The organism is Kitasatospora sp. NPDC101157 (assembly GCF_044768255.1).
GTDB lineage: Bacteria > Actinomycetota > Actinomycetes > Streptomycetales > Streptomycetaceae > Kitasatospora.
This window is the reverse complement of record NZ_JBIWPL010000002.1, coordinates 39,185-52,448: the sequence shown is the minus strand read 5'-3', so window position 1 is coordinate 52,448 and position 13,264 is coordinate 39,185. Positions and strand designations below refer to the sequence as shown.

14 protein-coding genes are annotated in these 13,264 nt (G+C 74.2%); 8 read left to right on the top strand and 6 right to left on the bottom strand.

What is annotated here, in order from left to right; genetic code table 11:
- Nucleotides 1-152 precede the first annotated feature (152 nt).
- Entirely contained in the window at nt 153-557 is a 405-nt protein-coding gene (locus tag ACIRVF_RS03645) for a hypothetical protein (RefSeq protein WP_402813126.1), read from the top strand.
- A gap of 273 nt (nt 558-830) precedes the next feature.
- Complete coding sequence (locus ACIRVF_RS03640; RefSeq protein WP_402813123.1) at nt 831-2,357, top strand: FMN-binding glutamate synthase family protein; 1,527 nt, start codon at nt 831-833, stop codon at nt 2,355-2,357.
- Nucleotides 2,358-2,509: 152 nt separating this feature from the next.
- Here the strand turns inward: ACIRVF_RS03640 and ACIRVF_RS03635 are convergent, their stop codons facing one another.
- From ACIRVF_RS03635 to ACIRVF_RS03620, 4 genes are all read right to left on the bottom strand, one after another.
- Entirely contained in the window at nt 2,510-3,829 is a 1,320-nt protein-coding gene (locus tag ACIRVF_RS03635; protein ID WP_402813120.1) for a cryptochrome/photolyase family protein, read from the bottom strand.
- On the bottom strand, nt 3,826-5,373 hold the full coding sequence (locus ACIRVF_RS03630) for an SDR family oxidoreductase (RefSeq protein WP_402813118.1): 1,548 nt from the start codon (nt 5,371-5,373) through the stop codon (nt 3,826-3,828). The genes ACIRVF_RS03635 and ACIRVF_RS03630 overlap by 4 nt, the downstream gene beginning before the upstream one ends.
- Before the next feature lie 52 nt (nt 5,374-5,425).
- Complete coding sequence (locus tag ACIRVF_RS03625) at nt 5,426-6,367, bottom strand: MerR family transcriptional regulator (RefSeq protein ID WP_402813115.1); 942 nt, start codon at nt 6,365-6,367, stop codon at nt 5,426-5,428.
- Nucleotides 6,368-6,598: 231 nt separating this feature from the next.
- Nucleotides 6,599-7,087 carry a hypothetical protein gene (locus ACIRVF_RS03620; protein ID WP_402813112.1) on the bottom strand — a complete coding sequence of 163 codons (489 nt, stop codon included), beginning with the start codon at nt 7,085-7,087 and terminating at the stop codon, nt 6,599-6,601.
- 351 nt (nt 7,088-7,438) lie between these two features.
- Here ACIRVF_RS03620 and ACIRVF_RS03615 point away from each other — a divergent pair, with 351 nt between their 5' ends.
- Complete coding sequence (locus tag ACIRVF_RS03615) at nt 7,439-7,912, top strand: hypothetical protein (protein WP_402813109.1); 474 nt, start codon at nt 7,439-7,441, stop codon at nt 7,910-7,912.
- A 61-nt stretch (nt 7,913-7,973) separates the two neighbouring features.
- On the opposite strand, the gene ACIRVF_RS03610 is transcribed toward ACIRVF_RS03615, so the two are convergent.
- A complete protein-coding gene (locus ACIRVF_RS03610) occupies nt 7,974-8,450 on the bottom strand; it encodes a phage holin family protein (RefSeq protein WP_402813106.1) in 477 nt (158 codons plus the stop codon).
- A 178-nt stretch (nt 8,451-8,628) separates the two neighbouring features.
- Here ACIRVF_RS03610 and ACIRVF_RS03605 point away from each other — a divergent pair, with 178 nt between their 5' ends.
- Both ACIRVF_RS03605 and ACIRVF_RS03600 read left to right on the top strand, forming a co-directional pair.
- Nucleotides 8,629-10,116: an MFS transporter gene (locus tag ACIRVF_RS03605; RefSeq protein WP_402813104.1), complete on the top strand. Its 1,488-nt coding sequence runs from the start codon at nt 8,629-8,631 to the stop codon at nt 10,114-10,116.
- Between the two features lie 3 nt (nt 10,117-10,119).
- On the top strand, nt 10,120-10,602 hold the full coding sequence (locus ACIRVF_RS03600; protein ID WP_402813102.1) for a flavin reductase family protein: 483 nt from the start codon (nt 10,120-10,122) through the stop codon (nt 10,600-10,602).
- A gap of 54 nt (nt 10,603-10,656) precedes the next feature.
- Here ACIRVF_RS03600 and ACIRVF_RS03595 read toward each other — a convergent pair whose 3' ends face one another.
- Nucleotides 10,657-11,133 (bottom strand): Dps family protein, encoded by a 477-nt coding sequence (locus ACIRVF_RS03595; RefSeq protein WP_402813100.1) that lies wholly within the window; start codon nt 11,131-11,133, stop codon nt 10,657-10,659.
- 369 nt (nt 11,134-11,502) lie between these two features.
- Between ACIRVF_RS03595 and ACIRVF_RS03590 the strand changes: the two genes are divergently transcribed.
- From ACIRVF_RS03590 to ACIRVF_RS03580, 3 genes are all read left to right on the top strand, one after another.
- Nucleotides 11,503-11,763, top strand: a complete 261-nt coding sequence (locus ACIRVF_RS03590) for a hypothetical protein (RefSeq protein ID WP_402813097.1) — start codon at nt 11,503-11,505, stop codon at nt 11,761-11,763.
- A gap of 103 nt (nt 11,764-11,866) precedes the next feature.
- Nucleotides 11,867-12,835 (top strand): LLM class F420-dependent oxidoreductase, encoded by a 969-nt coding sequence (locus ACIRVF_RS03585; RefSeq protein WP_402813094.1) that lies wholly within the window; start codon nt 11,867-11,869, stop codon nt 12,833-12,835.
- A gap of 101 nt (nt 12,836-12,936) precedes the next feature.
- Nucleotides 12,937-13,107 (top strand): hydrophobic protein, encoded by a 171-nt coding sequence (locus ACIRVF_RS03580; protein ID WP_402813091.1) that lies wholly within the window; start codon nt 12,937-12,939, stop codon nt 13,105-13,107.
- Nucleotides 13,108-13,264 lie beyond the last annotated feature (157 nt).

Sequence of the window (13,264 nt, the reverse complement as noted above, 5' to 3'; positions counted from 1 at the left end):
CCGGATTCCGGAGTCCCAATCACGCCGGTGCCCGTCGAGCCCGGATCCCGGGACCGGTGACGGCGCCGGTGCCCGTTTTGTTAGCAACCGGCCCGTTCCGGGCAGGCGGGGTGACACGTCAACGACACGGACGGGGATGGAGGAGGTGACCGGTGGTGCCGTGGCTGTTCCTCGTCACGCTCACAGCGTACGGAGTCGTCGCCGGGCTGACGGCTCGGACGGTCTTCAGACGATCACGGGCCGGGTTCGTCGCCAGCAGAAGGGGAGGGCCCGCCGAGTGGGTCGAGGAGCGGTTCGAGGAGCAGGAACGGGCACAGGCCGAGGCGGTGGCCCTGATGTCGGGACTGTGCTGGGTCGTCGCGGTCCCGGCCCTGGTGCTCAGGCGCGTCGTGGCCGGGCTGGTGCTCTGCCGGCCCGCTCCGCGTCGGGGCGTGGTGCCGACGCCCACGGCGGCCGAGCGGATCGAGGAGCTCGAAAGGGCCTTGGGCCTGGGAGCGTACTCCTCGACTCCCCTGCCCGGTGATCCGCCGGAGTTGCGGCGAGCGGAGGGCCGCTGAGCCGACGGCAGTTGACGGCGGCCCGGCACGCGCAGCAGCTGGTGCGGGCGGTGGCCCCGACCCGGCCGCCGGGCCCGCGCAGCCCCCGCGTGGCCCCGAAGGCCCCCCTGACCTCAGAGCGGTCAGGGGGGCCTCTTACGATCAGTGCGCATTCTCCGACGGACCCCGATGCCCGACCGGCCTGGTGCCCGCCGCTCCACGTCCTGCACCACCCGACGCACGACACGACGACTCCACCGACGGCGATGGAGCCGCCCACCAGGAGGAACCTCCATGAAAGCCCGGAAGATCGGCGCGGCCGCCGCGACAGCGGTGGCGCTTCTGGCCGCCCGCGACCTCGTCCAGAAGAAGCACGCGCTGCTCCGGAACTTCCCGGTGCTCGGACACGCCCGCTACCTGCTGGAGACGATCGGGCCTGAACTGCGGCAGTACATCGTGACCTCCAACGAGGAGGAGCGCCCGTTCAGCCGCGACCAGCGCACCTGGATCTACGCGTCGGCCAAGGAGGAGAACAACTACTCCGGGTTCGGCACCGAGGTCGACGTCGAGCACGTCCAGGGGCACGCGTACGTCAAGCAGCGCACCTTCGCCGACGCGCTGCCCGACCTACACGACCCGCAGGCCCCGCTGCCCTCCGCCAAGGTCCTGGGCGGACCGCGCGGGCGCGCCGGGGCGTTCCGCCCGGCGAGCGTGGTGAACATATCGGCGATGAGCTTCGGCTCGCTCTCCGGCGCGGCCATCAGGGCGCTCAACAAGGGCGCCGCGGAGGCCGGGGCCATGCACAACACCGGCGAGGGCGGCCTCTCCCCGTACCACCGCCAGGGCGGTGACCTCGTCCTCCAGCTCGGCACCGCCTACTTCGGCTGCCGCAACGAGGACGGCAGCTTCAACCTCGACAAGCTCAAGCAGGTCGTCGCCGGCGCGCCGGTCAGGGCGATCGAGATCAAGCTCTCCCAGGGCGCCAAGCCGGGGCTCGGCGGAATGCTGCCGGGCGCGAAGGTCACCCCGGAGATCGCCGCCATCCGCGGCATCCCGGTCGGCCAGGACTGTGCCTCCCCGTCGCGGCACACCGCCTTCGGCGACGTCGACTCGATGCTCGACTTCGTCGAACTGCTCGCCACCGAGACCGGTCTGCCGGTCGGCATCAAGAGCGCGGTCGGCGAGATGGGCTTCTGGCAGGAGCTCGCCACGCTCATGGCGCGCGGCGACCGCGGCGTCGACTTCGTGACCGTCGACGGCGGTGAGGGCGGCACCGGCGCGGCGCCGCGGATGTTCGCCGACTCGGTGTCGCTCCCCTTCCGGATGGGCTTCTCCCGGGTCTACGGCACCTTCGCCGAGCAGGGACTCACCGACGACGTCACCTTCATCGGCTCCGGCAAGCTCGGCCTGCCCGAGAACGCCGCGGTCGCCTTCGCCCTGGGCGTCGACATGATCAACGTGGCTCGCGAGGCCATGCTGTCGATCGGCTGCATCCAGGCCCAGAAGTGCCACACCGACAAGTGCCCCACCGGGATCGCCACCCAGAACCCCTGGCTGGCCCGCGGCCTCGACCCGGCTTCCAAGTCCACCCGTGCCGCCGTCTACCTGCGCACCCTCCGCAGGGAACTGCTCAAGGTCTCCTCCGCCGTCGGCGTCGCCCACCCGGGCCTCATCACCGCCGACGACATCGAGATCATGAACGGCGACTACGAGGCCCGCAGCCTCTCCGGCGTCTACGGCTACAAGGAGGGCTGGGGCGAACTCGGGCCCCAGCTCGCCAAGGAGGTCACCGCCCTCCTCACCACCGACCCGGGCGTCTGACCCGCGGAAACGGCCAGGGGCAGAGGACTCGAAGGGGCGCTGATCACTCTGCGGACCAGCGCCCTCGGCAGGCGCGCGACGGGTTCGGGAGCGCGCGCCCGTGGCCGGGTTCCGCCTGACGGTGCGGCACGGGCGTGGTGCGGCGGGCGTCCTCAGTCCAGGCCGCGGGCGCGGCGCAGGCGGGCGGAGAGGGTGTCGGGGTCGATGAGCGGGGCCGGGTAGTCGGGGGCGAGCGCCCAGGGGCGGTGGACGGCGCGCCCGGGCAGGTGGGCGAGTTCCGGCACCCAGCGGCGTACGTAGTTCCCGTCGGGGTCGTAGCGCTCGGCCTGGCGCAGCGGGTTGAGGACCCGGTTGGGGCGGGTGTCGGTGCCGGTGCCGGCGACCCATTGCCAGTTGAGCTGGTTGTTCGCGATGTCGCCGTCGACCAGCAGGGTGAGGAAGTGGGCGGCGCCGATCCGCCAGTCCAGGTAGAGGGACTTGGCGAGGAAGCTCGCGGTCAGCAGCCGGGCGCGGTTGTGCATCCAGCCCTGGTGGGCGAGTTGGCGCATCCCGGCGTCGACGATCGGGTAGCCGGTGCGGCCCTGGCGCCAGGCTTCGGCCTCGTGTTCGTCGTGGTGCCAGCGGTCGTGCCGTGGGCGGTAGTCGCGGTGGGCGGCGTCGGGGCGGGCGGCGAGGACCTGGTGGTGGAAGTCCCGCCAGGCCAGCTGCCGGACGAAGGCCTGCGCGCCTTCGCCGCCGTGCCGCAGGGCGCGGGCGGTCAGTTCGGTGGGTGACAGGCAGCCGAAGTGCAGGTACGGGGAGAGCCGGGAGGTGGAGTCGCCCGCGAGGTCGTCGTGCCCCTCGGCGTAGCCGTCCAGGTCCCAGCGCTGCCAGCGTTCCCGGGCCGCGCTCTCCCCGCCGCGGGGCAGGGCCGGGGAGAGCGGGCCGGTGACCGCGAGGCTCTCGCTGCCGATGCCCTCCGGCGTGCGGACCACCCTCGGCGCGCCGAGCACCGTGCGGTGGGGCGCCTGCTGCCAGGCCCGGTGGTACGGGGTGAAGACCGCGTAGTGGTCCCGGCCCGCCGGGGCGACCCGACCGGCGGGGACCACCGTCACCGAGGCGTCGTGGACGTGCAGGCGCTCCCCGAACAGGTCGAGCAGCGCCGCCTCGCGCCGGCGGGCGAAGGCGCTGACCCCGGCGGCGACGTGCACGGTGGCGGCGCCGCTCTCGGCGGCGACCCGGGCCGTCTCTTCGGCGGTCGCGCCGCGGCGGACGATCAGGCGCGAACCGGTGCCGCGCAGCCCGGCGTCCAGGTCGACGAGGCAGTCGGCCAGGAAGGCCGTCCGGTTCGGGGCCGTGAACCCGGCCGCCTCCACGGCCGGGTCGACGACGAACAGCGGCACCACCTGGTCGGCGGCGTCGCGGGCGGCGTGCAGCACGGGGTTGTCGTGCAGGCGCAGGTCCTGGGTGAACAGGGCGATCGATACGGTCATGGATGGGCCCTCGGAGCGGATGCGGTCGGGGTGGTCGGGGTGCCGCGGGGCGCGGCGGCCGCTCGGGCGCGTTCGGTGATGTTGCGCGCCATCGCGCCGAACACCAGGGAGTGGAACGGCGCCACCGACCACCAGTAGGCGTGGCCGGCCAGTCCGTGCGGGTGGAACAGCGCGCGCTGGCGGTAGCACGTCCCGCCGGCGCCGTCGGGGGCGACCCGCAGTTCCAGCCAGGCCAGGCCCGGCAGGCGCATCTCGGCCCGCAGCCGCAGCAGCCGCCCGGGCTCGATCTCCTCCACCCGCCAGAAGTCCAGGGCGTCGCCGACCCGGAGGTGGTCCCGGTCGCGTCGGCCGCGGCGCAGCCCGACGCCGCCGGCCAGCCGGTCGAGGGTGCCGCGCAGCGCCCAGGCGAACGGCAGGGAGTACCAGCCGTTCTCACCCCCGACGCCCTCGACGACCCGCCACACGGCGGCCGGGTCCGCCGCCACCCGCCGTTCCCGTAGGTCCTGGTAGAGGCTGCCGCCCGCCCAGTCCGGGTCGGTCGGCAGCGGGTCGCTGGGGGCGCCGGGGAGCGAGGCGGAGGACCAGCGGGTGGTGACCCGGGCTTCGCGGATGCGGCGCAGGGCGAGTTCGACGGCGCGGTCGAAGCCGGTCAGTCCCTGCGGCGGGTCCGGGATCCAGTGGGCGATGTCGTGCTCTCCGCAGACCACCTCGTGCCGCAGCGACTCCACCAGCGGGCGGGCGAGCGGACCGGGCACCGGGGTGACCAGGGCGACCCAGTAGCTGGACAGCGCCGGGGTCAGGACGGGCACCGGCACGATCAGCCGCCGGGGCAGGCCGGCCACCTTCGCGTAGCGCTGCATCATCAGCCGGTAGGTCAGCACGTCCGGTCCGCCGATGTCGAAGGCCCGGTCGACCTCCGGCGGCAGCGAGGCGGCGGCGACCAGGTAGCGGAGCACGTCGCGGACGGCGATCGGCTGGATCCGGGTGTTGACCCAGCGCGGGGTGACCATGGCGGGCAGGCGTTCGGTCAGGTAGCGGAGCATCTCGAAGGAGGCGGAGCCGGAGCCGATGATGACGGCGGCCCGCAGTTCGGCGGTCGGTACGCCGGCGGAGCGCAGGACCCGGCCGACCTCGGCGCGCGAGCGCAGGTGCGGCGAGAGCTCGGCCTCGGGCACCCCGGCGGGCAGCAGCCCGCTGAGGTAGACGATCCGGCGGACCCCGGCCCGGGCTGCCGCGCGGGCGAAGGCCCGGGCGGCGCGGCGGTCGGTGTCCTCGAAGTCCGGCCCGGTGCCGAGGGAGTGCACCAGGTAGTAGGCGACGTCGACGCCGTCGAAGGCGCCGTCCAGGGTCGCAGGCCGGGTGACGTCGCCGGTGGCGGCCGTCACCCGGCCGCGCCACGGCTGGTCGCGCAGCCGGCGCTGGTCCCGGACCAGGCAGCGCACCCGGTGCCCGGCGGAGAGCAGTTCGGGGACCAGCCGTCCGCCGATGTAGCCGGTGGCGCCGGTGACCAGGCAGAGTTTTCCGGTCCGGGTTCGCTCGTCCACGGTGTTCCGCTCCTTCCGGGGGTCGGGTGCCGAGGGCCTGCCCTGCGGCGGATCAGCGCAGCAGCCCCTCCAGCTGGTGGAGCGCGGTGGCGAGGTCCCGGGGGCGCAGGGTGCCGGGAGGGCGGCGGGGTCCGGCCCAGCCCGGTCCGGCGACCAGCACCACGGGTCGGGTGCGCGCGCCCTGCGGGCCCCAGGCGGTGCGGACGACCCGCTCGACCAGCGCCCGGTCGGCGGTCCCGGTGACCTGCGACCAGAGCAGCACCGCCGGCGGGCCCGTCCGGCGGACGGCTTCGAGCAGGGCGTCGGGTGGCAGGGCCGCGCCGAACATCCGGAACGGGAGGCCGCGCTCGGCCAGGGCGGCGGCGAGCGCCTCCAGCGCCAGGGTGTGCAGTTCCGTCGGCATGCCGGCGAGCAACGCGGCCGGGCCGGCCTGCGGCCGCAGCTGCTCGGCGGCCCGGCGCAGGGCGGCGGAGACGTGCCAGGACAGCAGGTGCTCCACCTCGACGTAGCGTTCGCCCTCGGTGGCCCACTTGCGCCCGACCGCCCGCAGCGCCGGGGTCATCACCTCCGTCCAGGCGGTGACCGGTCCGAGCTCGTCGAGGTTGCGGCGCAGGATCAGGGCCATCTCGGGGGCGTCGAGCCGTACGGCGGCGCGGGCCAGGCCCCGGCACTCGGGCCGTACGGCGCCCACCCGCAGGGTGTTGCCGCCGGAGGCCGTTCCGGTCCGAGCCGGCGAGAGGGCGGATCCGGCGCCCGCGAGGGCGACGCGCGCGGCTTCGGCGGGGGTGACTCCCCGCGCCATGAGCCGACACATCTCCTCCAGGACGGCCACGTCGGCAGGCTCCCACCGCCGGTGCCGCCCGGGGTCGCGGTGGGCGGGGCCGATGCCGTAACGGCGTTCCCAGGACCGGATGGTGGTGGGCGAGACGCCGAGCCGCCGGCCGAGGGCTCCGGTGGTCAGTCCGGCCGGGGCGGGAGCGGGCGGGGCGGTCACGTCGGTGAGCCTACGACGGGCTTCCGGGGCCCGGTCGGCCGACGCGCGCGCGGCGGGAAGCGGTCCGCCGGGCGCGGCGGGCCTGGGGGCCGTCCGGTGGAGGGGCGACCGCTCGGTGATTGCCTGCACGGTCCGACTCTCACGCAGCCGCGGGCGGTGTCGCGAGTCGCATCGTTTGCGCATCGTTTCGGCGGCGTTGTCACGCCTTCGCCGCGTCGGGCGAGGGGCGGGTCAGCGCCGGGCGCGGCGGAGGGTGAGCAGGACGGCGGCGGTGGCGGCACCGTAGGCGAGGTGCGGGACGATGTCGGCGGCCCAGTCGGCGGGCTCCCACTCCTTGGGGTCGCTGATGCCGAGCGCGGCCATCGGGGCGTCGGAGGCGGCCAGTGCCGCCGCCGTGGCGCCGAGGGCGACGACGCAGGCGCCGGCCCTGCTGGTGGGGGCCCTGACCGCGGCGGTCAGGACGCCGATGCCCAGGCCCACGGCCAGTCCGGTGCCCAGTCCGAGCAGCGGGCCCAACCCTGCGATCCGGTTGCCGCGTTCCTCGTGGCCGCCGGGGACGGACACTCCCGTCCGGTCGGACAGGGTCTCGACGGCCTCCTGCGGGGCCTCGCTGGCGGGCCTGCCGCGAACGGCCATGTCGAGGTAGGTGACGGCGTTGAGCGCGGTGGTTCCGGCCGCTCCGGCGGCGAGGCCCTCCAGCGCGCGGGCGCGCACGGTCATGATCTCTCCTTCCCGCCCGGCCGTCCGGTGCGGGCTGCTCCTGCGCGACGGTCGGTCGGCCGCCGCCCCGGCGTCTTACCGGATCGGGGCCGTCCATGCGTCGGTTCCCGTACGGGTGGCCGCCGCGGAACCGGCGGCTCCCGCATCCGCAACGGCCGGCCGGTTTCGCTCGGCTGACTGCCCGGGGCCGGGTTCTTCGTCCCGGTCGCTGCGGGCGGGCGTCACGGCCCACCACGCTGGAGCAACACCGTGTCCCCGTTGCCGTGTTCCGGAACGCTGTACTCCACCGGAAGGGACCGCATGACCTCGCACCCGAATCCGCCCGCCCCGGCATCCGGCCCGGGTTCCCTGATGTGCACCCGAGTGGAGCGGCTCGCCGCCGAGGTCGAACTGCAACTCCTCGACGGGGTCTGGGAGTTCACTACGCAGGACGCGGTGCTTGCCGAACGCGCCGCCGAGGGCATCGCGGATTCGGTCGGCGCCGCGCCCGCGCAGGAGCGGCTGCCGGTCCTCGACCGCCTGGAGCACCTCCGCGAGGTCCTGGCCGTCCTCGCCATCGGCGTCGCCCGCACCCACGGACAGTTGGCGTGGTTCCTCGCGCGGGCGAGCACCGTCCTCGCGCCCGTCCTGTACTGGCGGTCCCTGCCCGCGGACCCACGGCGGTCCTTCGGCACGACCGTGCCCACCCCCGGTGAACTGGCCGACGCCGAGGAGGCCTCGCGTCAGCTGCGCACCCTCCTGGTCCGTCTCGGGGCAGCCGCCGTCGGCCCACCGGCGGACGGGCCCCGTCAGATCCCGGGCACGGAAGCCGACACCGCCGCCTGATCCGCCGAGACGGACGGTTCCGGCCCGTTCAACGGTTCCACGGCCTTTTTTCAAGAGCTCTTCAGCCACTCTGCCCGTCGCCGGGCGGCACCGGGCCTTCCGGCGGTACGACGGGCGGCTCGGTACCGGCGGCCGACGGCCGCTCCGCCGCCACGGACTCGTCGAGGTCGGCGTGCGCCTGGTCGAGCGCTCCGGCTCCCCGGCGGCGGGCCCGGTCGAGTCGCTCGCGTGCGACGGGCAGCAGGGCGGCGGCGCCGGCGAGGTAGAGCACGGTGAGCGTGGCGGCCGCCGCCCTCGGCGGGAGCCTGCGCTCGAAGGTCCTCAGCAGCACGGTGTGCACCGACGCCAGGCCCAGGACGCCGCACACCCCGGCGCCGGCCAGCAGCCCCGCCCCGAGGCCGGCCTGCCGTACGGTCGCGGTCAGTTCGTCCCGGACGCGGTCGACCTCCTGGCGGACCAGGTTCGCGGTGGACTCGGTGAGGCGACGGGCAGCGTCGCCCACACCCTGTTCGGCGTCACCGTGCGTCGTCGTGTTCATGCTCGTCCTCCTCCACGGGGTCACGGACGGTGGCCCACGGCACCGACGTCCCGACGCCCGCGCCTACCCGCCCTCGGCCCGCTCTAACGGCCCGCTCCACCGGCCCGCCGACCGGCTTGGGCTCCGCAGAACCGGGCAGACGCGGACCGATCACCGACCCCAGGACGAGGAGGACCCCATGGCCGACCTTGCGAAGCCGTCCGGACAGACACGGGAACCGGATCGCGACGTGATCACCACCGACGTCCCCGCCCGCCTCGACCGGCTGCCCTGGTCACGCTGGCACTGGCGGATCGTCATCGGACTGGGCACCGTCTGGATCCTGGACGGCCTGGAGGTGACGATCGTCGGAAACATGGCCGGACGGCTCGCCCAGAACGGCAGCGGCATCAGCATCACCACCGCCCAGGTGACCACCATCGCGGCCGCCGTCTACGTGGCCGGCGCGTGCAGCGGGGCGCTGTTCTTCGGCTGGCTGACCGACCGGCTAGGCCGCAAGAAGCTCTTCATGCTCACCCTCGCCGTCTATCTGGCCGCCACCGCCGTCACCTCGCTCTCCTGGACGGCCTGGTTCTTCTTCCTCTGCCGCTTCTTCACCGGCTTCGGCATCGGCGGCGAGTACGCCGCGATCAACTCCGCCATCGACGAGCTGATCCCGGCCCGGGTGCGCGGCCGGATCGACCTGGTCATCAACGGCAGCTTCTGGGTCGGCGCCGCCCTCGGGGCCTTCGCCTCGATCGCGCTGCTCGACACCTCGCTCTTCGCCACCGCCGTGGGCTGGCGGCTCGCCTTCGGCATCGGTGTCGTCCTCGGCCTGGTCATCCTGCTCGTCCGCCGGCACGTCCCGGAGAGCCCGCGCTGGCTGTTCACCCACGGCCGGGCCGACGAGGCCGAGCAGATCGTGGCGGAGGCGGAGCGGACGGTGGAACGGGAGACCGGCGAGCCCCTGCCGCCCGTCGAGGAGAAGCCCATCCGGATCCGCGCGCGCCAACCACTGGGGTTCGTCACCATCGCCCGCACCGTCGTCTCCCGCTACCCGCGCCGCACCGCGCTGGGCTTCGCGCTGTTCATCGGCCAGGCCTTCCTCTACAACGCGGTGACCTTCGGCTACGCCACCATCCTGACCACGTACTTCGCCGTCCCCGAGGGCGACACCGGCTACTACTTCGCGGTGATCGCGGTCGGCAACTTCCTCGGCCCGCTGCTGCTCGGCCACCTCTTCGACTCGATCGGCCGCAAGCCGATGATCGCCGGCACCTACATCGGCTCCGGCCTCCTGCTCTTCGCCACCGCCGCCCTCTTCCAGCACGGCTCGCTCTCCGCCACCACCATGACCGGCTGCTGGACGGCCGTCCTCTTCCTCGCCTCGGCGGGCGCCAGTTCGGCCTACCTGACGGTCAGCGAGATCTTCCCGCTGGAGACCCGCGCCCTGTGCATCGCCTTCTTCTACGCCGTGGGCACCGCGGTCGGCGGCATCAGCGGCCCGCTGCTCTTCAACGGGCTCGTCAGCAGCGGCAAGGTCTCCGACACCACCCTCGCCTTCTGCATCGGCGCCGGCCTCATGACCGTCGCCGGCCTGGTCGAGGCCGCCATCGGGGTCAAGGCCGAGCGGCGCAGCCTGGAATCACTGGCCACGCCGCTGAGCGCCGTACGGACGGAGGCCTGAACGATGACGGTGACCGGCTTCGACGCGTTCGCGGGCCTGCTGGACTACCCGGTGTACGTCGTGACGGCGGCCGCGCCGGAGCCGGCCGGCTGCCTGGTGGGCTTCGCCGGGCAGTGCTCGATCGATCCGGCGCGGTTCACGGTGTGGTTGTCGAAGGCGAACCACACCCACGCCGTCGCGCTGCGCGCGCACGCGCTCGGGGTGCACCTGCTGCCTCCCGACCACCGGCTGGCCGAGCTGTTCGGCGGCCGGACCGGTGACGAGTGCGACAAGTTCGCCGGGACGGCCTGGCACCGCGGGCCGGAGGGCGTCCCGGTCCTGGACGCGGCACCGGCCTGGTTCGTCGGCGGGGTGCTGGACCGGGTCGACTGGGGCGACCACACCGGGTTCCTGCTGGAGCCGCTGCACGTCCGCGCTCCGGGGTCGGCGACGCCTGTGCTGTCGTTCCGCGACGTGGCGGACATCGACGCCGGGCACCCGGCCTGAGCCGGCTGCCACGGCGTCGATCTGCCTGACGGGCCGGCGCGCGGCCCGTCGGCGTCAGCCCCGGCTCTCCGCCTGGAACATCCAACTGTGCTTCTCCAGCGCGGCCGTGAGTCCGATCAGGAGGTCCTGGGTGACCGGGTCCGCCGATTCGGTCTCGTCGATGCGGGTCCGCATCCGCTCGATCACTGCCCCGAACGCCTTCACCAGGTGGTCGATGACCGCCGTGTCGGCCGTCCAGCCCTCGGGGAACTCGGGCAGGCCGCTGGAGGAGGCCACCGTGGCGGCCCGGCCGTCCGGGCTCACCCCGATCGCGGCGGCGCGTTCGGCCACGTCGTCGGCGAAGTTGCGCGCGGTGGTGACCACTTCGTCGAGCTGCAGGTGAACGGAGCGGAACCGGGGTCCGTAGAGGTTCCAGTGCGCCTGCTTGGCCACCAGGGAGAGGTCCAGCAGGTCGACCAGGGCGCCCTGCAGTGCCTCCCCGGTCGTCTTGCGGTCGTTGTCCGGCAGAGGGCTGCTGATGACGATGCCCATTGCTGAGTTCCTTCCGGGTCGAGGAGCCGTCGTCCGGCATCCGTGGGGTGATGGCGACCGCCGCCCGGCGGTTCGGCCTCGCCGGGAAGCCGTGCCCGCACGCAGGCGGACGGCCCCCGAGGCGTCCGGGACGAACACGAACGACCGGCCGGGCGACGTACGTTTCGGCGGCTTCCCCCGCTTGCGCCGCGGAAAACCCCCGGCCCGTCGGCCGACCCCGGGCGGCGCTCACGGTCGGTGAATGTGCCCGCACCTGCGGGGTAGACGAACGCCCGCGGCGGTCCCGGTCCGGCTTGCCCCCTCCCCGGGACCGCAGCGCCGTGGAACGGCAACCGGACGAACGTCGGAGACAGGAAAGGAACGCGAACCTTGATCACGCACTCGCTCCCCACCACGGCGGCCGCCGGCCCCTCGGCGGCGGGCGTCCTGGTGCCCGCACTGGTCATCGCCGTGCTGCTCATCGGCGCCTTCGCCTGGGGCAGCCACCGCCTGCTCCGCCGCCGGCCACCGAAGCCCGCCGAGGGCGCGGCCGCCGAGCGCGCCGACTCCTGGCGCACCCCCGACGGCGCGGGCCCGGGCTCGCACGAGGAGCCGCCCACCGGCCCCGGCCACGGCGGGTCCGGCGGCTGAGGTCCGGGTGATGCCACCGCTCCGCTCCCGTCGGGTGTTCGTGTGATCGAACGAAGACCGGCTGAGGGGGTGGACGTCGGCCTTCTCGGGGCAGACGCGGGTCATGGTGAAGATCGGATACACGATGATGACGGAGCAGCGGGCCCCGCGGGACCTGGTCTGCGACGTGGTGCACGCCGAACGGGCGGGCTTCGACTTCTCGGTGGTCTCGGACCACTACTTCCCGTGGCTGGACGAGCAGGGTCACGCTCCGTACGCCTGGGCGGTGTTGGGAGCGGCCGCCCAGGCCACCTCCCGCATCCCGCTGATGACGTACGTGACCTGCCCGACCTTCCGCTACCACCCCGCGGTGGTGGCGCAGAAGGCCGCGACGGTCCAACTGCTGTCCGAGGGGCGCTTCCGGCTGGGTCTCGGCAGCGGGGAGAACCTCAACGAGCACGTGGTGGGCCGGGGTTGGCCGGCGGCGTCGGTGCGACTGGAGATGTTCGCCGAGGCCGTGGAGATCATCCGCGCGCTGTTCGAGGGCGGGTACGTGACCCGGCACGGGAAGCACTTCGACGTGGTCGGCGCCCGACTGTGGGACCTCCCGGACCGGCCGCCGCCGATCGGGATGGCGGTGTCGGGGCCGGTCTCGTGCGCCCTGGCCGGGCGGCTCGCCGACCTCGCGATCGCCGTCGAGCCCGACGCGGGACTGGTCTCCGGCTTCGCGGAGCACGGGGGCGCCGGCAAGCCCGCGGTGGGCCAGCTGCCGGTGTGCTGGGACCGCGACCGGGACGCGGCCGTACGCCGCGCCCACGAGCAGTTCCGCTGGTTCGGCGGCGGCTGGAAGGTCAACGCCGAACTGCCGGGCACCGCCGGGTTCGCGGCGGCCGCCCAGTTCGTGCGCCCCGAGGACGTCGCCGAGGCGATCCCCTGTGGCGACCGGGTCGAGGACTTCGTCGAGGCCGTACGGCCCTTCGTCGACGCCGGGTTCGGCGAGGTCGCCCTGGTGCAGGTGGGCGGGGACAGCCAGCCCGCCTTCCTGGACTGGGCGGAACAGACCCTGCTGCCGGCACTGCGCAAGGCCTTCTGACGGAACGTCGGTCCAGTGGACGCAACGCCGCGAACCGGTACATACCTTTGCGGTCCCGGGGCACAAGAGCGAGCACATCACCGAGTCGAGGAGGTTGACCCATGGCCCCGCTTCTGCTGGTCCTTCTGCTCGCCCTGATCCTGTTCGGCGCCGGGTTCGCACTGAAGGCGCTCTGGTGGGCAGCCGTCATCGTGCTCGTCGTGTGGCTGCTCGGCTTCGTCGCGCGCGGCACGACATCGGCAGGCGGACGCGGCCGCTGGTACCGCTGGTAACCACTCGGACAACACGCCGGCCCGGCCGGCACACGACAAGCGGTGGGGGCGCCCCCGGGGGGGGGCCCCCCCCCCCTGTTCAGGGGTAACGGCCCCGCGGACCCCGAACGCGGGCCCGGCCGCCACAGCCCCCCCCCCCCCCACAACCCCCCCCAAC

Excerpts from the sequence above, each read along its gene's own strand:
- ACIRVF_RS03640 (WP_402813123.1), top strand. The coding sequence starts at position 831 with ATGAAAGCCCGGAAGATCGGCGCGGCCGCCGCGACAGCGGTGGCGCTT.
- ACIRVF_RS03635 (WP_402813120.1), bottom strand. The coding sequence starts at position 3,829 with ATGACCGTATCGATCGCCCTGTTCACCCAGGACCTGCGCCTGCACGAC.
- ACIRVF_RS03620 (WP_402813112.1), bottom strand. The coding sequence starts at position 7,087 with ATGACCGTGCGCGCCCGCGCGCTGGAGGGCCTCGCCGCCGGAGCGGCC.
- ACIRVF_RS03615 (WP_402813109.1), top strand. The coding sequence starts at position 7,439 with ATGTGCACCCGAGTGGAGCGGCTCGCCGCCGAGGTCGAACTGCAACTC.
- ACIRVF_RS03610 (WP_402813106.1), bottom strand. The coding sequence starts at position 8,450 with ATGAACACGACGACGCACGGTGACGCCGAACAGGGTGTGGGCGACGCT.
- ACIRVF_RS03605 (WP_402813104.1), top strand. The coding sequence starts at position 8,629 with ATGGCCGACCTTGCGAAGCCGTCCGGACAGACACGGGAACCGGATCGC.
- ACIRVF_RS03600 (WP_402813102.1), top strand. The coding sequence starts at position 10,120 with ATGACGGTGACCGGCTTCGACGCGTTCGCGGGCCTGCTGGACTACCCG.
- ACIRVF_RS03595 (WP_402813100.1), bottom strand. The coding sequence starts at position 11,133 with ATGGGCATCGTCATCAGCAGCCCTCTGCCGGACAACGACCGCAAGACG.
- ACIRVF_RS03585 (WP_402813094.1), top strand. The coding sequence starts at position 11,867 with ATGGTGAAGATCGGATACACGATGATGACGGAGCAGCGGGCCCCGCGG.
- ACIRVF_RS03580 (WP_402813091.1), top strand. The coding sequence starts at position 12,937 with ATGGCCCCGCTTCTGCTGGTCCTTCTGCTCGCCCTGATCCTGTTCGGC.